General features: G+C 38.3%; 23 protein-coding genes. 2 read left to right on the top strand and 21 right to left on the bottom strand.

Going from position 1 to position 24470, the window contains the following annotated elements; all coding sequences use genetic code 11:
* Positions 1-34 precede the first annotated feature (34 nt).
* On the top strand, positions 35-526 hold the full coding sequence (locus tag MHH44_RS04360; RefSeq protein ID WP_008407314.1) for a competence protein ComK: 492 nt from the start codon (positions 35-37) through the stop codon (positions 524-526).
* 5 nt (positions 527-531) lie between these two features.
* On the opposite strand, the gene MHH44_RS04355 is transcribed toward MHH44_RS04360, so the two are convergent.
* The 4 genes from MHH44_RS04355 to MHH44_RS04340 form a co-directional block, all read right to left on the bottom strand.
* Positions 532-885, bottom strand: coding sequence for a hypothetical protein (locus tag MHH44_RS04355; protein ID WP_340734727.1), 354 nt, complete (start codon positions 883-885; stop codon positions 532-534).
* Positions 886-1122: 237 nt separating this feature from the next.
* The gene (locus MHH44_RS04350) at positions 1123-2586 is read right to left on the bottom strand and encodes a M20 family metallopeptidase (protein WP_340797923.1); all 1464 of its coding nucleotides are present in this window, start codon (positions 2584-2586) and stop codon (positions 1123-1125) included.
* Between the two features lie 11 nt (positions 2587-2597).
* Positions 2598-3875, bottom strand: coding sequence for an amidohydrolase (locus MHH44_RS04345; RefSeq protein WP_340797922.1), 1278 nt, complete (start codon positions 3873-3875; stop codon positions 2598-2600).
* A gap of 24 nt (positions 3876-3899) precedes the next feature.
* Entirely contained in the window at positions 3900-5423 is a 1524-nt protein-coding gene (locus MHH44_RS04340) for an AbgT family transporter (RefSeq protein WP_340797921.1), read from the bottom strand.
* Positions 5424-5533: 110 nt separating this feature from the next.
* Between MHH44_RS04340 and MHH44_RS04335 the strand changes: the two genes are divergently transcribed.
* The gene (locus MHH44_RS04335) at positions 5534-6865 is read left to right on the top strand and encodes a hypothetical protein (protein WP_340797920.1); all 1332 of its coding nucleotides are present in this window, start codon (positions 5534-5536) and stop codon (positions 6863-6865) included.
* Positions 6866-7260: 395 nt separating this feature from the next.
* On the opposite strand, the gene prfB is transcribed toward MHH44_RS04335, so the two are convergent.
* From prfB to flgK, 17 genes are all read right to left on the bottom strand, one after another.
* Positions 7261-8365 (bottom strand): peptide chain release factor 2 gene (prfB, locus tag MHH44_RS04330; RefSeq protein WP_140405549.1). Its coding sequence is split into 2 segments (ribosomal slippage): positions 7261-8292 and positions 8294-8365, totalling 1104 coding nucleotides; the frame shifts between segments, so codons are not numbered across the junction.
* Between the two features lie 267 nt (positions 8366-8632).
* A complete protein-coding gene (gene secA, locus MHH44_RS04325) occupies positions 8633-11143 on the bottom strand; it encodes a preprotein translocase subunit SecA (RefSeq protein ID WP_340797919.1) in 2511 nt (836 codons plus the stop codon).
* Positions 11144-11296: 153 nt separating this feature from the next.
* The gene (hpf, locus tag MHH44_RS04320) at positions 11297-11854 is read right to left on the bottom strand and encodes a ribosome hibernation-promoting factor, HPF/YfiA family (protein WP_008407321.1); all 558 of its coding nucleotides are present in this window, start codon (positions 11852-11854) and stop codon (positions 11297-11299) included.
* A 283-nt stretch (positions 11855-12137) separates the two neighbouring features.
* Positions 12138-12515 (bottom strand): PilZ domain-containing protein, encoded by a 378-nt coding sequence (locus MHH44_RS04315; protein ID WP_340797918.1) that lies wholly within the window; start codon positions 12513-12515, stop codon positions 12138-12140.
* Positions 12516-12753: 238 nt separating this feature from the next.
* Positions 12754-13296, bottom strand: a complete 543-nt coding sequence (locus MHH44_RS04310) for a competence protein ComK (protein ID WP_340797917.1) — start codon at positions 13294-13296, stop codon at positions 12754-12756.
* 626 nt (positions 13297-13922) lie between these two features.
* Positions 13923-14330: a flagellar export chaperone FliS gene (gene fliS, locus MHH44_RS04305; RefSeq protein ID WP_340797916.1), complete on the bottom strand. Its 408-nt coding sequence runs from the start codon at positions 14328-14330 to the stop codon at positions 13923-13925.
* Positions 14331-14374: 44 nt separating this feature from the next.
* On the bottom strand, positions 14375-14734 hold the full coding sequence (locus MHH44_RS04300; protein ID WP_340797915.1) for a flagellar protein FliT: 360 nt from the start codon (positions 14732-14734) through the stop codon (positions 14375-14377).
* An 18-nt stretch (positions 14735-14752) separates the two neighbouring features.
* On the bottom strand, positions 14753-16819 hold the full coding sequence (gene fliD / locus MHH44_RS04295) for a flagellar filament capping protein FliD (RefSeq protein WP_340797914.1): 2067 nt from the start codon (positions 16817-16819) through the stop codon (positions 14753-14755).
* A 57-nt stretch (positions 16820-16876) separates the two neighbouring features.
* Complete coding sequence (locus MHH44_RS04290; RefSeq protein ID WP_340797913.1) at positions 16877-17233, bottom strand: flagellar protein FlaG; 357 nt, start codon at positions 17231-17233, stop codon at positions 16877-16879.
* A gap of 407 nt (positions 17234-17640) precedes the next feature.
* Positions 17641-17886, bottom strand: coding sequence for a hypothetical protein (locus MHH44_RS04285; RefSeq protein ID WP_340797912.1), 246 nt, complete (start codon positions 17884-17886; stop codon positions 17641-17643).
* The gene (locus MHH44_RS04280; RefSeq protein WP_340797911.1) at positions 17880-18257 is read right to left on the bottom strand and encodes a hypothetical protein; all 378 of its coding nucleotides are present in this window, start codon (positions 18255-18257) and stop codon (positions 17880-17882) included. The genes MHH44_RS04285 and MHH44_RS04280 overlap by 7 nt, the downstream gene beginning before the upstream one ends.
* Positions 18258-18359: 102 nt before the next feature.
* Positions 18360-20072, bottom strand: coding sequence for a flagellin N-terminal helical domain-containing protein (locus MHH44_RS04275; protein ID WP_340797910.1), 1713 nt, complete (start codon positions 20070-20072; stop codon positions 18360-18362).
* Between the two features lie 224 nt (positions 20073-20296).
* Positions 20297-20506 (bottom strand): carbon storage regulator CsrA, encoded by a 210-nt coding sequence (gene csrA, locus MHH44_RS04270; RefSeq protein ID WP_340797909.1) that lies wholly within the window; start codon positions 20504-20506, stop codon positions 20297-20299.
* A 4-nt stretch (positions 20507-20510) separates the two neighbouring features.
* Positions 20511-20948 carry a flagellar assembly protein FliW gene (fliW, locus tag MHH44_RS04265; RefSeq protein WP_340797908.1) on the bottom strand — a complete coding sequence of 146 codons (438 nt, stop codon included), beginning with the start codon at positions 20946-20948 and terminating at the stop codon, positions 20511-20513.
* Positions 20949-20959: 11 nt separating this feature from the next.
* On the bottom strand, positions 20960-21526 hold the full coding sequence (locus tag MHH44_RS04260) for a DUF6470 family protein (protein WP_340797907.1): 567 nt from the start codon (positions 21524-21526) through the stop codon (positions 20960-20962).
* 248 nt (positions 21527-21774) lie between these two features.
* Positions 21775-22698, bottom strand: a complete 924-nt coding sequence (gene flgL / locus MHH44_RS04255) for a flagellar hook-associated protein FlgL (protein ID WP_340797906.1) — start codon at positions 22696-22698, stop codon at positions 21775-21777.
* A gap of 31 nt (positions 22699-22729) precedes the next feature.
* The gene (gene flgK, locus MHH44_RS04250) at positions 22730-24439 is read right to left on the bottom strand and encodes a flagellar hook-associated protein FlgK (RefSeq protein ID WP_340797905.1); all 1710 of its coding nucleotides are present in this window, start codon (positions 24437-24439) and stop codon (positions 22730-22732) included.
* Positions 24440-24470 lie beyond the last annotated feature (31 nt).

The following is a 24470-nucleotide window of genomic DNA, read 5'->3' as shown; positions in this document are numbered from 1 at the left end:
CGATTAAAAAAGTAGGAAAGATAGGGGATGCAAAATGATCAGTAATTTAACACGAAATTCCAATTACATTATTTCTAATTCCACCTTTTGTTTGAAGTCCTATCAGCATCGAGATAAAATTCACACTACTATATTGGACAAGTACGGCAAATCTACCTCTCCGTATAAGCCTCTAAAAATTATTCGCGATACATGTCGTCTGCATGGAAGCTCCTATGATGCTAGCAAATATCAGGCGAGGGGATTTTTTGGAGAGAATAAACATAAATTGCCGATCATGGTGGCCTATGATTTCGGGGACCCGTGTATTTTATTCCCGCTGTTTTCGCCGTATTCACCTCAAAATATTTGGATATCCTTGAATCCTATTATTAATATTAGTGAAGACGGGGATAAAACGCTCGTAACTTTTGTGGATAATACTGAAATTAGTCTGGACATCAATATGAAATCATTCAACCAGCAATATGTACGCGCTGCGATGTACTATAAATATCTGCTTTTACAGCGCAATAGTATCTTATAAGAGCATCAGTTTTTTTTTAAATATTCAGCAAGAAGTAACTCACTTTGATTACGAAGGCGAATATTCGAATATCTTCTACACTCCATGACTCCCCCAAAGTAAAAATGATACTCGGTAAACAAATCATCCGTTTTGCCTCTCACTAAGCGCATCTGATGAAGTTTAAAATAGTCCTTCGTTTCTTTTAAGTCATGCTCTATTTTGATACGTACAGCATCGATTAATTGCAAATAGGGATTTTTAAATTTGAACGGACTTTGCTCCACTATTGAATAATCCTTCCCAAGAATAATTAACAGCAACGGCAAATAAATCCCTGCCTCATAATACGGAATCGTTTTAGAAGGAATTTGCAGCATACCAATACCTCCAATTAATAGGAACGTTTGTTCGTATATGTATTTTCACATATTTTTTTATATTTGACAAGTGGAAAATTAATACCTAGCTTAAATTTCACTAAAAAACCGTGCCTTAGCTTTTTTACTAAGGCACGGTTTTATTTTATTACGATGTGAAAGGTATTAATATGAGATTTTTGATCGTAAATAGGCTGTAATGAGTTTGTTTAATTAATTTGTTACTCTATAAAAAGCTTACAACAAATCCTTTTTATTATGTGCGTTAGGAAGAATCGATGCCGGAATCGGATTAACATATGAACCTTTTGTTTCTGCCAAAAATTCACGTTTCGCCTCTTCAATTAATACAGGATTGGACAGTAAATCTACAGCTGTTGAAGCGAGCACCTTAGCTGCATATAAAAGTCCTTTATGTGCAATTGATGTTTTGCCCTGCGATACAAGTTGCCATGTATGTAATGGCGTGCCAAATACAAAGCATGGTGCAAAAAATTGCCCTGTTGGAACGACCCAGCTTACATCTGCAACATCAGTAGATCCAGCCATTGTAAAGTTAGATACTTCATACGGTACAATTTCATTCAAAAATACACCATCTACATATGCTTTATCAAAATCTATAGTTTGAGATCCAGCTAATGTAGTTACTTCCGCTTTTGCTGCTGCTATTTCATTTGGCTGTAGTGTATCAACCATTTCTTTTGCGTAGTTCCGTTCATCGTTACTATATTCCGGCAAACCTACTTGTTGTAAATTTTTATATAGTAAACGGTTCAATATATCATTCGGGATATAGTTAGAGCAGGCTTTATCAAACTTCACTGTTAATTTAGTTTCTGTCATTAAAGCCGCACCTTCCGCAATTTTTACGATACGCTTATAAACATCGTCAACTTGCTGAATGTCTTTCCCACGAATTAAATACAATACTTCTGCATTAGCCTGCACAACATTCGGCGAAACTCCTCCCGTATTTGTTACAGCATAATGCATGCGAACATTCGATGGAACGTGCTCTCGTAAATAGTTTACGCCAACATTCATTAATTCTACTGCATCAAGTGCACTGCGCCCTAATTCAGGCGAATTTGCAGCATGACTAGCGATTCCTTCAAACTCAAAATATACTTGATAGTTTGCAAGTGATGAGAAGCTAAAAATACTAGCAAATGAATTGGGATGCCATGTAAGGGCAATATCAACATCGTTAAACACACCTTCACGTACCATAAATGTTTTACCGGATCCCCCCTCTTCAGCAGGGCATCCGTAATACCGAATTTGTCCTTGCAGTTCACCACGTTCAATTAAATCTTTTAATGAAAGTACTGCCGCAATGCCTGCTGTACCTAGCAAGTTATGCCCACAGCCATGTCCATTCCCACCATCAACTACCGCTTGTCGGGTCGCACTATGTGGTACTTGGCTTAGACCTGGGAGGGCATCGTATTCACCTAAAATTCCGATAACAGGTCCCTTGGTTCCAAATGTAGCAACAAATGCAGTATCCATGTCAGCTATATTTTCAGTTACATGAAAACCATGCTGACGTAAAAAAGTTGTTAGCAATTCTACTGATTTCTGTTCCTGAAAACGCGTTTCAGCAATATCCCAAATTGAATTTGATAATGCTATAATTTGTTCATCATATTGTGTTATTAGTTGTTCTATTAAATTATCTTTGATGAGACTATTCATCGTGACATCTCCTATTGCAGCCTTAATAATGTATTAAGCCATATTTTTATTGCCGAAAGCATATCTTCTTCTCGAATATCAAATTTTTCATGATGATGTCCAGCCGCAAGTTCTGTACCAATAATCGAATACGTTGCTAAGCCGCCATTTTTCTGAATGCGTTCCATAAAAAATGTTGCATCTTCAGAGCCTGAATTAAAGTTACTATATTCCTCATACGGAATCTGTAAACTGCCTGCCACATCAGCCAATATCGCACTTAGAGCTTTACTTGAAGGAACGCTTATTGCTTCGCCCACTTTTTTCAATTCCACGCGAACCCCATACATAGTTTCAATACCAGAAAAAATTTGCTTGACTGCATTCTCATAAAAAGAATTAATCTCCGTTGTTTCCCCGCGCACTTCAAGCTGTATTTGCGCAGTTGAGGGAATGACATTGCGTCCAAGACCTGCATGTAATGTTCCAACATTGATTCGATGACTTCCCTTACTATGAGGCGGTAAACTATGCAATGCAACTGTTGCTTGGGCAGCTGCTAACAACGCATTTTTACCTTCTTCAGGAACGCCTCCCGCATGTGCAGCTACACCTGTAATTGTTGCATCGAATTTTGATGTAGCCAAAAAGCCTTCCGAACCTGCAATAAACTTGCCTGCTTCTACCCCTGTACCAATATGAAGCGCAAAGAAATAATCTATGTCATCGAACAATGGTGATTGAACAATAGAAGCCGCTCCACGCACACCTTCTTCAGCAGGCTGAAAAATAATTTTAATCGTGCCCGTCAACTGATTTCGATGTTGCAATATTTGTTCCGCTAATCCCAAGCCAATTGCAATATGACTATCGTGACCACATGCATGCATAAAGCCATCATTTTGTGATCGAAATGCTAAACGGTTCGGTACATGTTCTGCTTCCGTTGATTCAAAAATAGGAAGCGCGTCGATATCGACACGAAAACATACGGTCGGACCAGGTCTTCCTGTCTCCAAAACTGCTAATACCCCTGTATAGCCGCCTTCCATTTTAGACAGCCATTTCTCGTTTGCGCCGGCGTGTTTGGCTGCATCATAAAATCGCTCGATCATTGCCTGTGTCGGTAATCCCATCCGTTCTGACACATTCATCTCTTTGCCGACATAAAGTTCATATCCCCATTCTTCTAAAAAGTCTGCAATCTTGCTCGTCGTATAAAATTCAAGCCAACCCGGTTCCGGATATTGGTGAAATTCCCTACGCCAACCTATAAGCCGTTGTAAATATAAATTTGAAATATCAATCATTAGTTTCCCTCATTTGCATTTTATTTAATTTAATTTGTAATAAATGCCCGGTCCGATAGGAATATTGAAAATTACGAAAATTAACATTAATAGAATCCAGAAAATCAGGAAAATGATTGTATATGGAATCATTAAAGACATTAACGTACCAATTCCAGCTTTTTTATTGTATACCTGCATAAACCCTAAAATGATCGCAAAATAAGTATTGAGAGGTGTTACCATGTTCGTCGAAGATTCCCCGATACGATATGCCAGCTGGATGAATGCCGGATGGTACCCAAGCACTAAAAACGTCGGCACGAAAATCGGCGCAACCAAAGACCATAAAGCCGAACCGCTAATAATAAATAAACTTAATACAGCTACAAGCAACACGAATAAAATAATCGCAAAAATGTTCGTTAAATTAATTGCTGCCAGGAAATCCGCTAAATGTACAGCTGTCCACGTTGCAATGTTGGACCAGTTAAAGTAGCCGATAAACTGACCGATCATGAAAATCAAAACGATGTAGCTCGATAAATCTTTGATCGCTTCCGCCATAATGTTCGGTACATCGGCAGCTTTTTGAATTTTCTTCGTTGTGACACCGAATGTAATGCCGACGATAACAAAAAACGCTAAAATGATTGGGATAATACCAGATAAAAATGGTGAACGTAAAATCGTTCCGTCATCATTTAGTAGCGGAGAGTTTGGAATTAGCATTAACCCGACGATAAATGCAATATATAATACCGCCGCAATTCCGGCATTTCGCAACCCTTTCGCTTCAAGCACAGAAATATCCGTACTTTTTGCAATTTGATCGCCTTTATATTTGCCAAGACGTGGCTCAACAATTTTATCTGTAATAAACGCCCCTAAAAATGCCAGTAAAAACGTAGAGGCAATCATGAAGAACCAGTTATCTAACGGCGTTACAACTAATGTATCATCCAGACCTTTCACAACTTCAGTAGTAATACCCGAAAGCAATGCATCTGTTCCTGCAATTAGAATGTTGGCAGTAAAACCAATCCCTGCCCCTGCAAGACCTGCCGCTAAACCAGCTAGTGGATGGCGACCTAAAGCCAGAAACACAAGTGCAGCTAAAGGTGGAATAACTACAAACGCTGCATCTGAGGCAATATTTCCTAAAATACCGATCAGCACAACCATAAATGATACGATGCGTTTCGGAGTCTTTGAAATCGCTTTTGTCATTACAGCAGAAAACAACCCTACTTTTTCAGAAAGCCCTATCCCTAACATCATCGCCAATACTAAACCTAATGGCGCAAAGCCAGTAAAGTTTGTTAAAGTATTAGTTAATATATACCGTATCCCTTCTTTAGAAAGTAGATTTTTTACAACTACCTCTTCACCTGAAGTAGGATTGATAACTGCTGCCTGCATCGTTCCCAGCACGAATGACAAGGCGATTAAAATTAATGTTAAATAAAAGAAGAGCATGAAAGGATGTGGCAGCTTATTGCCTACCCGCTCGATAGTGTTTAAAAATTTGTTAAACGCCCCATTGTTTTTAGTTTCTACTTGTTCCATTGATTCGCCCCCTTATTTAAAGACAACTTATTTCACTGTCCTTAATTAAGAGATTATAATAAACTGATAAATATGACAATACTTTTTTTTAGAAAGAAGAGGGATTTGCTATGAAAATTTGCGTTTTTTCGACAAATTATTCTTACAGATGGCTACAAAACATTCATAAACTCGATATTGAAAATGTGGAATTCGACATTGTATTTTATAAAGATTTACAACATTTAACTGAGATTTTCAAAGAAAATTATTTAAAATATACGGCTGTATTATGTAGTGGACAAATTCCATATTTGCATATAAAGAAATCTTGCCCTGCTGAATTTGCGTCAATACCCTTCCAGTTTATTGACATTACAGAGCGAGATTTATATTTTCATATAACTAAAGTGCAATATGAGAACCCGGGTTTTCGATTTAAAGATGCATTAATTGACTTTTTATACGAGGAAAATAATTACTTAAGCTTAAAAGAATGGTTGCCTGAAGAAGATTTCCCTTACACTTTAAGCACCTCTATTCAGGTTTTTGGAGAACCGAACGCTTATGAGCTCGTAGCGAAACGTCACTTGGAATTGCTGGAAGAAGATAAAATTAAATACTGTTTTACACGTTTAACAAATTTATTTACATATTTTTCACATGTTGACGTCATGCCAATTTTAGTGACACCTTCTCTAAAAAGTATGGAAGCGGCCGTGCAAAAACTGTTAAAAGAGGTCGAAGTGTATAACTTAACGTTAAGCCAAGTTGTATGTGGTCACTTACAATTTACTTTCGCGGAAAATGATTTTTTGGAAAATGAATACCGCCAAGTAGCACTCTATAAAGCCATTTTAGATTTTAACCGCAAGTTCGGGTATTCACTTGTTATATATCGCTCATCGCTCCACAATGAAATTATTACAAACTTTTCGGACTATTTACACATTACAAACGATGAGACAAAATGCTCGCTAGCCACTTTTTTACACGAGCAGCTACCTTTTAAAGTAAAAATCGGATGGGGAATTGGTCAAACATTGGCCATTGCACAGGCGCAGGCAGAAAAAGCTTCAAGCTATTGCCTAAAGCCATTTACGGAAAGCTATCGTATTAATAAAGAAGATAAATTACTTGGACCGCTCGATGGTACAAACGCAGCGGCTATTGTGGAGCAAGCACATAGTTTCCTTGAAGAAATCGCTAAAGAAACAAATCTTTCAATTTTTTACCTGGAAAGACTATACGATATGACAAGAACTTTCGATAAAAATTCCTTTACCGCCGAAGAAGTAAGTATTCATTTATCGGTTTCAACGCGAACAGCGAACCGACTATTGAAAAAATTAACTGAATATTCCTATGCAGCAATTATCGAAACTCTGGCGACACCTTCAGGAAAGGGTCGTCCTAAAAACTTGTTTGACCTTCGTCTTGAGCAACCCGATGACACAGATTAGGCGTGTAGTGTTTAAGACCAATAAAAGGGGCTGATTTAGGGAGTTTTCACTGTTGACAAAGAATATTCTATTTTTCATGGAAAGGGTTCCACTTTTGGTGCGAACGGTTCTACTTTATGCAGGAAAGGTGCTACTTTTCATGGAATTAGTTCTACTTTTGGCATGGGAGTTTCCACTTTCGGCAAAAAAGATTCTACTTTCCAATCCGAATTAGCCAATAAAAGCTACAGATTCTATTTTCGAACGGGGACTGAAATGACCGAAGAACTGCAGGGACACCTGGACGGTGAAGATACTTTTTAAAGATTACCCACAGTGCGAAATAAAAAATTTCCTAAAAATAAAAACGAAGCCATTGGGAACAACTCAAAATTGTTCCGAATGGCTTTAAAATATTAATATGAAATTTTTGATCGTAAATAGGCAGTAATGAAAATATCGAGATCGCCGTCCATTACAGCGCCTACATTCCCTGTTTCAGCACTTGTACGGTGATCTTTTACCATAGAATACGGATGGAACACATATGAACGAATTTGCGAGCCCCAGCCGATTTCTTTCTGCTCACCGCGAATTTCATCCAGCTGTGCCTGCTGCTTTTCGATTTCCAGCTGATACAGCTTCGATTTCAGCATTTTCATTGCCGCATCACGGTTTTTAATTTGTGAACGTTCTGACTGACATTGTACAACGACACCTGTTGGAAGATGGGTAATACGTACAGCTGAGTCTGTCGTGTTAATATGCTGACCACCGGCACCCGTTGCGCGGTACGTATCAACTTTTAAATCTTCAGTTCGTATATCGATTTCGATTTCGTCATTGAACTCTGGCATAACATCACATGATACGAACGATGTATGACGGCGGCCTGATGAATCGAACGGTGAAATACGCACTAAACGGTGTACCCCTTTTTCCGCTTTTAAATAGCCATACGCATTATGACCCGAAATTTGTAATGTTACCGATTTAATGCCGGCTTCATCACCAGGTAAATAGTCGATTGTCGTTACCTTAAATCCGCGTTTCTCTGCCCAGCGTGTGTACATACGTAATAGCATCGAGCCCCAGTCCTGTGACTCGGTACCACCAGCACCTGGATGCAGTTCCAGAATGGCATTGTTTTTGTCGTATGGTTCTGACAACAGCATTTGCAGTTCGAATTCTTCCATTTTTGTCTGGAATTCGGCTAGTTCTTTGCCTAGTTCTTCCTGCAATTCTTCGTCTGGTTCTTCGCGTAATAGCTCAAGTGTCATTTCGAGATTTTCCTGTGTATCGACTAACTCATTAAATTCGTTGACAACTGCTTTAATGCCGTTGCTTTCGTTAATAATTGCCTGTGCACCGTTCTGGTCATTCCAGAACTCGGGTTCAAGCATAAGTTCATCTAGTTCCTGGATTCGTGCCTCTTTGTTTTCTAAGTCAAAGAGACCCCCTGAAGTCCGCTAGTTTTGTAGCTGTATTTTCGAGTGCATTGCGCACATCTGCTAATTCCATCATATATTTTCCTCCGTAGTGAAGCGTCAAGTAATCGTCCTTCATCACCCGTTGGTCTCCGTTCCAGGGTCGACGCTTTCCGGGGGCGTGACCTGAGCCTGTAGTCTCAGGCGTCACGCTATTCCCCCAGGAGTCGCCACCCTTCCACTCCAACCAACTAGAGTAAATTGAATAAACCATTTCTTTATTTACGCTAGTTCATTATAAATCCTTATAAAACAAACCGGGTCATTGAGCATAGTTTCAATGACCTCGGTTTTATTGCTTTTATTGGCCTACGCCGTGGCATGATTTGTATTTCTTGCCGCTGCCGCATGGGCATGGGTCGTTGCGTCCGATGTTTTCGGCTTTGCGTGTTGGCAGTTTTTTCGGTTTGGCTGCGCCTTCTTCTTTCGGGTTAACAGCCTGGCCTTTTGCTACTTCTTCACGTTGTAGGTTACTGCGGATTTCCGCTTTTAATGCGTACTTCGCCACATCTTCACGTACTGCTGCGACCATGTCTTCGAACATTGCGAAACCTTCTTGCTGGTATTCGCGTAATGGATCGTTTTGACCGTAAGCTCGTAAGTGAATCCCTTGTCGTAACTGGTCCATTGCATCGATATGATCAATCCATTTCGAGTCGATTGAACGAAGTAAAATAACCTTTTCAAATTCACGCATACGCTCCGGTGTCATCGCTTCTTCTTTTTCATTATAGCGCGCTGTCACTTTTTCAGAGATGAACGCAATCATTTCTTCAGGTGATTTATTTTCCAGTTGCTCTTTCGTAATATCGCCCTCATCTAAAAGGTTTGCCGCGATATAATCTTCCAGTGCATCCAGTGTCCAGTTTTCCTTCTCGCCTTGTGTATGAAGGGCCACTTGATTTTCGATTGCCTGAGAAATCATTGACTCTACTAATGCACGCATATTTTCCGAATCCAATACTTCTTCACGCTCTTTATAAATCACTTCACGTTGCTGACGAAGTACATCATCGTATTGTAATAGACGTTTACGTGCATCGAAGTTATTCCCTTCAACACGTTTTTGTGCTGATTCTACCGCTTTTGAAACCATGCCTGATTGGATCGGCTGTGTATCGTCCATACCAAGTCTTGTCATCATCGATTTCATTTTATCTGAACCAAAGCGACGCATTAACTCATCCTCTAAAGAAAGATAGAATTGCGTTACCCCCGGGTTCCCTTGACGACCTGAACGACCACGAAGCTGATTATCAATACGGCGTGATTCATGACGTTCCGTACCGATTACCGCTAAACCGCCGATTTCAAGTACACCTTCACCCGGTTTAATATCCGTACCACGACCAGCCATGTTCGTCGCGATTGTAACCGCACCTTTTTGACCGGCATTTAAAATAATTTCCGCTTCACGCTCATGGTTTTTCGCATTTAACACGTTATGTGGAATTTTAAATTTCGTTAAATATTTTGAAATGATTTCCGATGTTTCGATTGCAACCGTACCAACCAGTACCGGTTGACCTAAACGGTGACGCTCTGCAATGTCTTCTGCAACCGCTTTGAACTTACCTTCCATCGTTGCAAAAATAAGGTCCGGACGGTCATCACGCGCAATCGGTTTGTTCGTCGGAATCGCTACAACTTGCATATTGTAAATGTTGCGGAATTCCTCTTCTTCTGTTTTCGCTGTACCTGTCATACCAGAAAGTTTCTCGTACATACGGAAATAGTTTTGGAATGTAACGGTCGCCATTGTCATCGATTCATTTTGAATCTCAAGACCTTCTTTCGCTTCAATCGCCTGGTGTAAACCATCCGAATAGCGACGACCTTTCATTAGACGACCAGTAAAGCCGTCAACGATTACAACTTCGCCATCCTGCACAACATAGTCGACATCTTTATGCATGGATGCATGTGCTTTTAAGCTTTGGTTGATCGCATGGTTTAAGCGGACATGTGTTAAATCGAATAAATTGTCGATGCCAAATGCACGCTCCGCCTTCTCGATCCCTTGCTCTGTCAGTGTTACGCCTTTTGTTGATTCTTCATAGTTGTAGTCTTCATCCTGCTTTAACATACGGGCAAATGCATTTGACTGTACATACAGCTGTGCTGATTTCCCTGCTTGTCCGGAAATGATTAACGGTGTACGCGCCTCATCGATTAAAATCGAGTCAACCTCATCGATTACCGCATAATAAAGCGGACGCTGTACACGGTCTTCTTTGTAAAGCACCATATTGTCACGTAAATAGTCGAAACCAAGCTCATTGTTCGTCGAATATGTAATATCCGCAGCATAAGCTTCGCGCTTCTCATCTTTTGACAGGCTGTTCAAGTTCAGACCGACCGTTAAGCCTAACCAATTATATAACTCTCCCATTTCAGTTGCGTCACGGCTTGCTAAGTATTCGTTGACCGTCACGACATGAACACCTTTACCTGTAAGCGCATTTAAATAAACGGACATTGTCGACGTTAACGTTTTACCTTCACCGGTTTTCATCTCCGCGATATTTCCTTCAGTTAATGCAGCCGCCCCCATAATCTGAACGCGGAACGGGAACATACCAAGAACACGGCGGGATGCTTCACGAATTGTCGCAAATGCTTCAGGTAATAATGAGTCCACTGTTTCACCATTTTGGAAACGGTTTTTAAATTCTTCTGTTTTCGCTTTTAATGCATCATCAGAAAGGCTTTCAAACTGTCCAGCCAATGCTTCTACTTTATCTGCAATCTTTTCTAAACGCTTTACTTCTTTTTTATTGAAATCAAATAATTTATTTAATATGTTTGCCATCGAATTGGTCACTTCCCAATAAATAGTCTCAAAGTATATTTTAGCATTATATATACCGGTGGCGCAAATGGACGGTTGCAATGTGGAAAATTTAGGAACACTTCAAGAAAAAACGGACTGCCCATATCAGGCAATCCGCTTGCAGCCAATCATTTAGTTTGTTTCGATTAAACCGTATTTACCGTCTTTACGTTTGTAAACGATGTTCGTGCCATCTGTTTCAGCATCTGTGAAAATGTAGAAATCATGGCCAAGCATGTTCATTTGTAAAACGGCCTCTTCCTGATCCATCGGTTTCAGATCAAATTGTTTTGTACGAACGATTGTATATTCATCTTCTGAAGATTCTGCGTTCGCTTCCATTTGAGATGTCACATTGGCGAAGTAAACACCTGTACCTTCGCGATCACGGAATTTACGGTTAACTTTTGTTTTATGTTTACGAATTTGGCGCTCTAGCTTGTCGACAATTAAGTCAACTGCCGCATACATGTCATTATGACGCTCTTCTGCACGCAATGTTAAATTTTTCATCGGAATCGTCACTTCTACTTTTGTTTGTTTATCATTATAAACCTTTAAATTGACGTTAGCGTTCGCGTTTAGATCTTCATTGAAATAGCGTTCTACCTTTTCAATTTTGTTCTCCACGTAATCACGAATCGCTGGAGTTACCTCAATATTTTCACCACGAATGTTAAACTTTAGCATGTGAACTCCTCCTTCATTACTGCTCTACTTATCTAATTCTACATACATCATTAAAATCCTGTTACGACTTGAAACTTTTTTCAAATTTCGACAAGTTGTCCTAAATATTGATTAGAAAGACACCGCATCGTTATATAAAGTGAAACTTCAATCAGTGGGGGTTCTTCATCCCAACTGATTGTTAGTTGAACCAATCGGGCTTTTACGGGTAGTTGATCTCCCGATAAGAAGCGGGAGTCTTACTACCCGTTAATGCGGGAAAATTCAATGGTAACCAACCAATTTATTTACGTCCGACTTCTTTTCTACGGCGTACTTTCAATTCACTGACGATCAGTTCTTCAATACCGGGCTGATTTTCGAAGATCAAACCATATTGAAACTTATCGCCGTACTTCTTCTTCCATACGATGTCTCCAATGGCCTTAATCAATACCTCGTCTAAAATGAATTCCAGTTCCAACTGCACCAGGTTATTATTATTTTCACCAATTTCCCGAGAAGAAAACATTTTCATGCCATGCGGGCTCACATCGATGATTTCACACGGGTATTTTACTACTTCTAATTGTTCCTGTTTTCCATTAATCAATTCAGTGAAATTTGCTTCGATTGGGACCCCAAAAGTAAAGCGAAATCCTTCTGTGCGTTTAAACGCCATAACTGTTCCCCCTAGCCATTCAGTGCTACAATTTATATACCCACATTATGATGCAATACACGATTAAATGTCTATGTGCTTAATTGCTATTTTAAGGAGAATTTGTGACTTCAAACTCATGACCAATGAACCAGCATTTTATTTTATTGCAATAAAAGATTGTGCAATCGATAAAAAATTGAGAAACAAAAAGAGTTTCACACATTGGGATGCTCCGTTGCGTAAAACTCTATGCTTGTTAATTGATTACATACTCTTCATTTATTTCTGCGCATTTCAACATAATTTGTTGCTCGGCTTTAGAATATAAAGGATCCTTGTAAAATTGTTTTAATAAGGCAGTCGATAAGTAATCTTTCGCCTTACTCCATTGTTTTTTCAGTTTACTGTAAGGTACAAGAACTTTTATTTCTTCGTAATTCGTTAAAACGGCAATAGAACGATTTTCCATATACGGTTTAACATCTTCGACATGATGCAATGCAAAGTACATACAATGCCCACTATTGCGTATCGCCTCTGTCGGAAACCAAATATGAACAAGCGGAGACCTGGGAATCATAATCGGGTTGACCGAATTGGACTTAAGGACCGCTTTTGCAGCTTCCTTCGCCCCTTTTAAGCTTGACCCATGTTGTTTCAGCTCCATATCCAGCAATTGCATCGGTGTAAATGGGACTTTTTTATAACCATTCGGAGTAATCACAAGCGTATAAAGATTATTGAACTGATCAAATTTAGGCTTTAGTACACACGCATCTAACAAGGAATTTCTATACATTTTCTATACTCCTTCCAATTTATAGTTATTATTTTTAGTAAAAAGGAGTATACTAACTATATGTCGGTATACTCCGGCGCTCAAACCTCAGGTGATGTATATGCAGGATTTTCACTTGGGGTTTTTATTTTGCCGTTTCACATACTCACTCACCCCCTTTACCGGTTAACCTGGCATGGTAACCGCTTTCTTTGATGAATAGAAGTAATAGAATTTTTCCAGCCAAAAACAATACCGCAATGGAACAGAATTGTGAAAGATAACAAATCGATTTATTATGTATTGGGAAAACGGATGAAATTTTCGGACTCATAGGATGTAGTGGCATCTAGGGGGTTTAATATTACCGTTTTCTATTTAGTAAAAGGCGAATATTAATTTATGGATGCTGATGGTCGGATGATTTTAGATTAATGTAGGTCTATCGGTTATGTACGGTTAATTTAAACTAGATGTTTCCAAGTGAGATTTGCTAATTATTTACATTATACAAAATAGTACAATATAATCAACACTATTTTGACTATTTTAAACTTTATAAATAAAGAAGTAGAAATAGAGAAAAAAGTTACATATAAAAAGCCGATGCGAGAAGATTGTAGATTCTTCACATCGGCTTCTATATTTTATACTTGTCCAGCTGTACCATACTGCTGCTGGCGTGTAATTTTGATAACTTCTTTCCATGTGTCGCGGAATTCGGTTACTAGGCCTTCGACTTCTACAATAATAGCAGAGTCGTTGTTGATATTCGCTTCCATTAAACGGCGGTTCATATAGTCGTATAAAGGAATCATTTGCTTGGATACTTCAAGATCTTTATTTAAAGTCGACATCAGTTCCGAAATAATCGCCTGTGCCTTTTGAATGTTTGTGTTTTTTTCTTCGATATTTTTTTCTTCAATCGCTTTTTTAGCTCTCGTTAAAAATTTCAGGCAGCCATTGTAAAGCATTAATGTAAGCTCGCCCGGTGACGCTGTTGTCACACTGTTTTGTTTATATGCATTAAAAGCAGCTGCTGTTTGAACTGTCATCATACACACTCCTCTATAGTTAAAACGCGCATATCGGCACGTTGTTATTTCTTCTGATCGTAGTACTTCCCGTCCATGACACGAACGGACGCATACGGGTTATTATACTGCACTTCGCTTTTCTTTGCTGTCTGGACATTTTTCATATCCTGTCTGATTTCATTCATAATTGTTGCAAGTTTTCCCCGGATTCCTTTGTCAAGCTCTTGCAACAGCGCATGCTGGGGATTCGTTTTAGACAGTTGAATATTTTTCTGTTGAAGGGAGGCAATGAGCTGGCCACGCTCTTCCAGCAGCTCATCAACCGCTTTTAAAAGCGTCTCACGGTCTTCTGTTTGCGCCACTTCCCCAAGTTGCTTAAAAAGCTTTGCGGAAACTTGAAGTAATTGTTGTTCAACCCCCATGATTTCGCCTCCACTCTTTTAATAATACTGACTCATCAATGACGCTGATTGACTGTTTGCCTTGTTAATCATCGATTCCATCGCACCGAATTGCTTCCAATAGCGGTCTTCGATTTTGATCAGCTTGTCTTTCCACGCATCAAGACTTTGATTCACATTACGCAAGTATTTTCCTAAAGTATATTGCGTTTCTGTCATTGATCCACGACCGGCACGCTCATCGATTTTCTTTTCGATTGCGTCCATTTCATCACGGATTTTACGCATGAAACCTCGTGTATCCCCTTGTACAGTTGTACCATCCGCTTTTGTAACTGTCGCGGATTTGTCTCCGCTCATCGTCAGCAATTGCACGACCGCATCCGGATCTTCTTCCAATGCTTTTCGTAATTTTGTCTCGTCGATTTCTAGTGTACCCCCGCTGTTGTAATCTTTCGAAGTGCCGATACCGATTGTATATAAGGCATTGTATTTTTGGTTCGTAACAGCGTGATTTGTCTGATAAACAAGACCGCGTAGTGATGAAAGACCACTTGTAATAATTGAATCATTACGCAATAAACCGCTCTTTGAAAATCCTTCCCATTTCTCGATATCTTTTGCATCCATTTCTTTCTTTTGAAGTTCTGTTAATGGCTGGTAATCACGGTATTTAGGCTGTTTTGTTTGAGCGGTCAAATCTGTGATAAATCCATTGTACGTTGCAACGAATTCTTTTACTTTGTTCATGATTTCGTCGACGTTTGTAGAAGAAGTCATTGTTACAGGACTTGTTGGAACAGTTGTTGCAGGAGGCTTATTTTCTAATTCAGTAATTGTGCTTTTTGCATTATTATAATCATCTATTCTTGCAGTGAGAGAATTTTTCGCAACCTGTTCATTTTCTAATTTAGTCTTCGTTGTTGTAAGTGTATGAACTTCTTTTAATGTATTAAAATCATTCTCAGTTAAAGTTGGATCAAACAAGGCAATTTGATCATCTGTCAAATCACCATAGGTCAAGACTTGGTCTAGTACCGTTATTGCTTCTTTTGATAGTTTTTCATATACTTCTCCTGCTGTTTGCCCGTTTACATTAACATTGCGTGCATTTTCCAAATTAATATTTTCTGCGCCTAGGCTCATTTGATAAGCACTAATATTATTGTCGTTTATTGTTTTAATAGCGGATATACGTTCATTTAGATTATTTGGATTCTCTGATGCAACAGGTAATGTAACATTATAAGTTTTTGCAAGTGAATCTAACATTTGATTTAAATTATTTGTTGCGAAAGTTAGCGATTCTTTCGCTGCTTTTGTAATGGACGCTCCTTCATTAAATATCGATTTCAGTGTTATATTATAACCATTCATCGAAAAAGAATTTGTCGTACGCTCGGTAGAAATCCCGTTTACTTGAAATACTGCATTTTGGCCCTCTTCAGTAACTAAATTTGAAAGTCCTAGTTTAGCAAATAAATCTTTACCATCCTTATCAGTTGCCATCGCAGAACCACCGTTTACTTCCTTACCTGTGTTTTTAGCGGTCAAAGATAAGCGACCATTTTCAAACAGCGCAGATACGCCTGCATTACTTCCATTTATTTTTGTAATTAATTCACCGACTGTTACATTGGCATCAATTCCAATTGAAACTTTTTCACCCAATTTTCCTTGGGTGTCGATAGCATGAAGCGTAAACGTTGAGGGCATCGTCTCAGTCCCAAATAATGAACTTAATTTAGTATTGCTTGTTGCATTAATATGTGTACCAATCCCACGAGCAGCCTTAGCTAACTGTGAAACACCTTCAATAGTTAATGAACCTGAAGCCGAACCAGTTGCTACGGCCGACACTAAATCCGAATTCGAACTTGTCGCCGTTTTTGTATTTAAGCTTTTTAAAATAAAATTATCCGCAATATACGAATCCAAAGTTGTCATCTTTTTGTTTACGTCACGATAAGCATCACGCTGCCATTCATAAATCTGTTTTTGCTGCTCAAGCTTGTCCATAGGCATTCGTTCAGCCACCATTAATTTTTCTACAATACTATCTATATCCATTCCAGATGCTAAACCACCAATACGCATCGTTGACATATTATCTCCTCCAAACTAATTATCCATCAATTTTGCCCTACAATATTACAGCAGGCACTAAATTTTTTTATCCACAATCATCCCTACGAGCTTTTGCATTTCATAAAAAACGTCGAGTATTTTTTTTGAAGGAATTTCACGAATAACCTCTTCGGTTTCAGAATTTATGAGCTGTGCATAATACGTGTCCAATCCTTCATGGAATACAAATTTCAGTTCACTGTTATTAATTGTGAAAAACTCATTTAAGGAATCGATCGCCTGCTCTAGTTTTTCTTTTGTGTCTTTCTTATCTACTGTGGGTTGTTTTTGTTGCTGGGTAATGACATCCGTCTGTAAAGGACGCTCTGTTATCCCTTCTGTCATCTGCTGTTTCATATTAGGCATTGAAATACTCGTTCCATCAATTCGCATTTATACCCCTCCGTTAACTTTCTTCTTATGTATTTTATCGGCTAAAGATTCATTTTTTTTATGGTCGTTTAACAGATGATAAGTTTAATTTTTAATGTTCATTAATTGTTGCTGTATTTTTCAAAATAAAATCACCTTATTATCATTCTCTATCATTTTACTAGACTTTTTCTTACCGGATATATATTCATGCTAGCTACTCTTTGAATTAAGGTAGTTACTTAGTATTTTGGGATTTGAATACCTTTCAACTCTAAACCCTTCACCATAGGAAAAATATACATCAAATTCCAACTATAACAATTATATATATCTTTGTAGATAGATTTATTGTGTAGCAGGGCAAGTGTATGTGAGGCACAATTGATTTTCTACTTTTCCCTACAAAATTAGCAACAGCCACAACCTTAATTAATTTTGGGTTGCAGCTGCTGATCAAAGAAATAAACTTCTTGTTTTAAACTATTTAATTGTTCTTCTATCCTATATAATTCAATTGGATTTAATTCATGGTCACGAGCGTACTCTGCTAGTTCTTTCATTTCATAAAGCTTTTTCTCTATATTTTTTAAGTTGCCATTATGCCACCTACACCATTCAATTTGTTCTTCTAGGAACTTTTTTAACTCTTGTTGATCTTTTCCATTCAACATTGTTTTAAAGTATTAATTAGATTTTCTACATCTTCAATTATTCTGAGTAGCTCTTCCTCATAACTTTTAATACTTCTAAAAATTAGGTTATAGAAACTTTCATCATCTAATCTGATAAATTCTTCTAGTGTAGTTTTAGAAATAATACCTTCAATAGATAATGCTTTTAATAAATGTCTAGGATTAAAACTTATCTTTCCAAGAATAACATCATCTCTAGAAATTTCCCCAATTTTATTTCGATAAACATCAATTGCCACTATACCTATTTCGTTTCTAAGGAAATCTACAATTAATTGTAGCTCATCACGATTGTAATTCTTCTTTATTTCAAATTTTTCTTCAAGTAAACACTGAATTGTATTTGTCATTTTTATCTCCATTATATTTGCATTAAGATTTCAATTATATATCATTTATTTATTAAGTAAAAAGAGACCCTAGCATTGCTAGAGTCTCTAATATTGTAAATATTAACGTAATAATTGAAGAACACCTTGTGGTTGTTGGTTTGCTTGTGCAAGCATAGCTTGTGCTGCTTGAGAAAGAATAGAGTTTTTCGTTTGGTTCATCATTTCAGCAGCCATGTCAACGTCACGGATACGAGATTCAGCAGCAGTTAAGTTTTCTGAAGATGTACCTAAGTTGTTAATCGTGTGCTCTAAGCGGTTTTGGTAAGCACCAAGATTAGAACGTTGTGCTGAAACTTTTTCAATTGCATCATTAATTACTGTAATTGCAGCTGATGCTTTACTGTGAGAAGATACATCTAGTGCTGCTTCCACACTTGTACTGTTTGTACCATTAGTTACATTATTTGCACCTGTGAATTTATCCGTTCCAGCATCGCCAGTTAGACCAAGTGCATTCGCTCTCATGTCACCAATCTTAATTGACATGCTTTGACCTTCGTTAGCTCCAACTTGGAATGATGCAGTAAATTCTTGTTTTCTTCCACCATCAGAGAAAGCAATATTATTACCATTTGTACCAGCTTGTTTTGCTTCAATAACTAAATCTGTAGCACCAGTACCTTGTTTAAGTGTAACATTATTTAATTTATTAGCAGTTTGAGCTACTAAATCTTTTACAATATCTGCTCCACCTTGTGCATTATGGATATCTATACCGATACCATTACCTTCGTAATTTCCTTTACTTCCATCATAAAATTCAATTACTTGATTATCAATTGTAAATCCTTTTCCAACTAAACTAGCCGCATCAGTAGCAGATGCAATACTTGATAGGTCAATATCACCACTTGTTGCTTTTGTACCAGCAGTAATTGTTCCCCCAACTGCCGTACCAGCTACGCCAGCACCAGCCGCTGAAAATACTGTGTCTGCAATAGAACCTGCTGATCCATCTGCATCACTACCGGCAATTGCTGCGATTGTTAAGTTACCAGCACCATCATCTGTTGCTTCATACTGACCATCAATTCCAGCTTTTGCAAACGCCTGGTTTAATATATTTGCCATAGCAGTAGCACTACCTGCAGCATCTGTTGCATCCGATGTACCTAAAGTAATTGTCGTTCCATCCGTAGACACATTATTTGCATTAGCTGCTGTGTCAGTTTGATCTATTGTTACAGTGAAAGTTTTACCACCAACTGTAAATTCCGCAGTTGTACCGTTTGCGCCCATTTGAGATAAATCTGCTATTGCATCTGTTGTACTTGCTTGAGTTAAACTAGCAGCAGTACCGCTTGATAATTTATCCGCAGTAATAAGGTTCGTTGATTTTACAGTAGCTGTTCCATCTCCACCTTTTAGAAGTTTTTGAGTATTGAACTCAGTAGTATTACCGATACGGTTAATTTCAGAAGTTAATTCAGTAATCTCTTTTTGGATTTCTCCACGGTCTACACCTACGTTAGTGTCGTTCCCTGCTTGAGTAGCTAGTTCACGCATACGTTGTAAAATTGAGTGTGTTTCGTTTAAGGCACCCTCAGCTGTTTGGATCATAGAGATACCATCTTGAGCATTTTTAGAAGCTTGGTCTAAACCACGTACTTGTGCACGCATTTTTTCAGAGATTGCTAAACCTGCTGCGTCATCTCCAGCACGGTTAATACGTAGGCCTGAAGATAATTTCTCCATAGATTTGGATTGTCCAGCTGCTGCACTATTCAACTGACGGTGTGTATTAAGTGCTGCAATATTATGATTAATTCTCATTTTTAATTCCTCCTTGGAATGTTTCTGCCCACGTCCTTGCGAGCAATTGAATGTTATTCGAAGAAGAGATTCTATCCGGCCGGACTAGCCTCTCTTGCTTACATTACTATTATCGTACGAAATAAAGATAGTTTAATACTTTTTAAAAAATATTTTCTAGTAGATTAATACTGTTCCAATTATATAAATATAAAATACCCGCTATTTAGGCGGGAAGTTTTAAACTATTTATCCTTTAATAAATCAATTGATTTCACAACCGCTTCTTTGTTCGCATCACTTATATCATTTCTCAATTCCCCACGAATAATGTCGATAGTACGAGGGGCGCGGACACCTACTTTAACATAGTCACCTTTTACTTCAGTAATAACAAGTTCCACGTCATCGCCAATCCAAATTGTTTCGCCTACTTTTCGTGATAGTACAAGCATTTATTCACCCCGCTTCTTTCGGGTTGCTTAACGGTTGGTGTATAGTAAATGTACTATTATCTAAAATAACTTGCTTTGCTTGTTTATTTGTTGTATTCAAAATAATCGGTGCTTTTAAATTAATTGTCGAAGAGGCTAATGTTTCTTTTAAAGTTACAATACCTAGAACAGCGACTTCTCTCTCATCATTAATTTGCAATGATTCAACAGTTGCTTCATCTAATTCAAAGTTATAATCCTTTATTGTAATAAAAGGACTCGCCACAATGAATGCAATTTCTTTTGTATTTATCGATTGTAGTACTTGATAAATACTATCATTCGATATAGATAACAAAATGAATTGTCGCTCTTCTTCAAATCCGGGAAGTCCATGCTGGAAGTGAATTATGTCTGCTTCATTTATTTCGATGTCATTCATATAAGCTGTTTGTATTTTCATCGAATTCTCCTTTAAATGGTCCAATCTATTTTAAGGGACGGGTATTGTAAAATATCTATCTGAGTTTTACCTTTTGTATATTCATGCACTGGTTTTTGAATTTCTACATTTATTCTCGGCTTTTGCGTTTGTACCTGGATATCTACTTTACCGGGGTCGTACTGAATTTTGACGGATTGATAGGAAGGGATAAATTTAATATTAATTGGTCCCGGCCGTTCCGGTCCATAATTTTCCTTTGCAATGGACTGAATGGTTTGTGCGCCTTGTCCTTTTCCTGCACCTAGCATTAGCTTCCTGCCTTCTTGCGCCCGCCTCGCTATCCCACTTAACAGCTCTTCACGCCCTCGATTAGAATATTCTTCAACTAATGCACTTGTTTTTTTAAATCCTAAATCTGCCCAAAATTGATCTAAGTTAATATCTAGCGTAGGTTTTGTCGTACTTATTTCGAGAATTGCGGCGGGCTGTTCAATTTTTAGATCTGCAGGGCGCTGCTCAATTCGCTGTTCGGCAGGAATTGTTTTCATATCCAATTGAATCTGTTGTTGCGTAATTTCCATACGTGGTACTCGCATCGTAAGCCCTCCTCTTATAACGTACGATTTATTGATGTTTGCACCTGTCGCTTTGCTTTCGGCACAGAACTTTAGTAGATTTCATTAACGGATGAGAAATCTACTACTTTAATAAAACCGTTTGTACCTGCCGCTCCGCTTTCGGTACAGAACTTTAGTAGATTTCATCTAACGGATGAAATCTACTATTTCAAAAATACGTTTGCACCTGTCGCTTCGCTTTCGGCACAGAACTTTAGTAGATTTCATTAACGGATGAAATCTACTAAAGTTTGCTGGATAATTTTTGCGCCTACAGAAAGTGAAGCTTGGTGAATGGATTCGGCTGTTGCCATTTCTGTAATTGTTTTTGCATAGTCTGTGTCTTCATTTTTTGACATCAGCTTCGTTACATTTACTTCTTGAAGTTGTAAGCGGTTTTCCATCAACTCTACACGATTTTGCTTTGCACCTACTTCAGCGCGTTTTGCTAGTACATTTTCCGATAATGAATCAAGCCCTAAAATTGTTTGATTTGTTCCGTCAGTACTATTCACTCCTAATTTATCGCCAATTTCTTTACCAGACGCACCTGAAGTTAATAAATCTTCAAGTTCCCCCATAAATGTGTCGATATCATTAAACAGATCGACACCCTCTGTATTAATCGACATTTTAATTCCATCAAATACATTCACTTCAATTGACTTTTTTAGCCCTGTTAAATCTGTAGCTGTTTGGATTGTACCGTCCGCCTTAAAGAGAGGACTATTTGTATTCGTTCCAGAGAAAATATAATTTTCTCCTACTTTTGTATTTGCCAAATCTTGAAGATGCTGCTTAATTTGTGTAATTTCCTGACTTATCTTTTCACGGTCTTCCGATGTATTCGTATCACTTGCCGCTTGAACAACGAGTTCTTTTACTCGAATGAGCACACTACCCGCTTGGCCTAATGCTTCATCTGTTGAATCTAACCAAGAATGGGCTTGACCCATATTACGTTGGTACTGTTCATTTTTATCTAAATCCACACGGTAACCCATACCTTTAACTGCCACTACCGGATTGTCAGAAGGTCGGTTAATGACTTTACCTGAGTTCAGTTGTTCCTGGTATTTCGCCATTTTGTTATAGCTTGTATTTAAGTTACGAAGCATATTGCTCGATAACATCGATTGTGTAACACGCATTAGGGACTCTCCTTTCAAACTTTAAAGCTTACTATAGTCCTGCACGGCCCATACCATTAATGATTTTATCTAGCGTTTCATCGATTACTGTAATCATACGCGCATTTGCATTGTACGCTTGCTGGAATGTAATCATATTCGTCATTTCTTCATCCAATGATACGGAATTATGGGAAGCACGATTATTTTCAATCTGTAGACGGATTGTTGTTGAGTTGTATTCTAGTGTTGCGGCTTGCTGTCCTTTTACGCCTAGCTCACCGATTAAAGATTTATAAAAGGTTTGGAACGTACCGCCTTGCAGCTCACCAATTACAGTTGATTGAAGTTTCGCAAGTTCCATAATGTTTTTATTGTTACCTTCTTCATTTGGTGTATCGGATACAGCTAAATCTTCAGGACGGATACCATCTACAACTTTCATATCACGTGCAGTAGTACCTGTAAAAAATGCTTCGCCTGGATTTCCTTTTAAATCAAAAGCTCCATTACCAGTGCCATCTATTTTTCCAGTTTTATGAATCTTATTAAACTTATCAATAAAAGTTGCTGCTAAATCATCTAATTTTCCCAGCATTTCCGGATACAGGCCCTTTACATTTCCCGCTGCATCCTCAAACCCATATGCATCGATTAATGCGACTAGTTTCCCTTTACTCGATTCAAGAGAATTATGGCTAATATTTTCTTGATTACGTTGATAAATAAATTCAGGTATATTATAGTCTTCATCATAATTTACATGAGTTGGATCAGTAAAGGTAGGATCGTAGTCCGGATTTAGCTTTTTGATAGGTACGCTGGTCATCGTAATGTGACTAAAAGGAGAATAGCCAGCAGTTTGTGAGTTATCCACATCACCATCGATTTTTTTGTAAACTGGATTACCAGCTGCATCTAATACAGGTGTACCATTAGGATTTAGCTCCGGACCGACAGTTGATAGTTCCCCATACTCTTTTCCGCGCACTAAATCAATCGATTTACCATTTACATCCTTAAATGTAACTGTCATACTGCCCTCAGCAATCGCCAATGCAGCACCGCCTGATTTCTCGTATGAAATTGACACCGGTATAATATCATTCAATTTATCTAATAAAACATCACGAGCATCGTAAAGATCATTCGGCATATAACCATTCGGCTCGATTGCCTGTACTTGTTTGTTTATATCAGCAATCTGTTTAAGTAGGCTGTTTACTTCACTTGTAACAACATTAATTTCATTTCCGATATTGCCTTGAATTTGCTTAAGTTGTGTATCCATATAGTTAAATGACTCTGCTAAAGACTGACCTTTTGAAATCATTACTTGACGAGCTGCCGTATCTTTCGGATCTGCTACTACATCTTCCATTGACTTCCAAAATTCTGTGAACGCTTGGTTGATTCCGAATTCCGATGGCTCTGACATTATATCTTCCATTTGGGAGATAGATTGAGTGGTTGATTGCCAATAGCCTAATTTATTTGTTTCTTGGCGATATTGACGGTCTACAAATTCATCTCGAATCCGCTGTACAGAATGCGCTTGTACCCCTGTACCGATATGCCCTGCTGATTTACCTGTATTTAAACCCGGACTTGGAAATCCCGGTGTTGTTTCCATATTGACGCGCTGGCGAGAATAGCCGAGTGTGTTGGCATTTGAAATATTATGTCCTGTTGTGTAAAGCGCCGATTGCTGCGTGAACATACCGCGCTTGCTTGCTTCAAGTCCCATAAATGTTGAACGCATTGTAGGACCTCCCTTTTAGTGTGTTATTTCT

The sequence above is a fragment of the Solibacillus sp. FSL K6-1126 genome (genome assembly GCF_038003445.1).
GTDB lineage: Bacteria > Bacillota > Bacilli > Bacillales_A > Planococcaceae > Solibacillus > Solibacillus silvestris.
The sequence above is the reverse complement of the archived record's forward strand: the minus strand, read 5'-3'. Positions and strand labels throughout refer to the sequence as shown.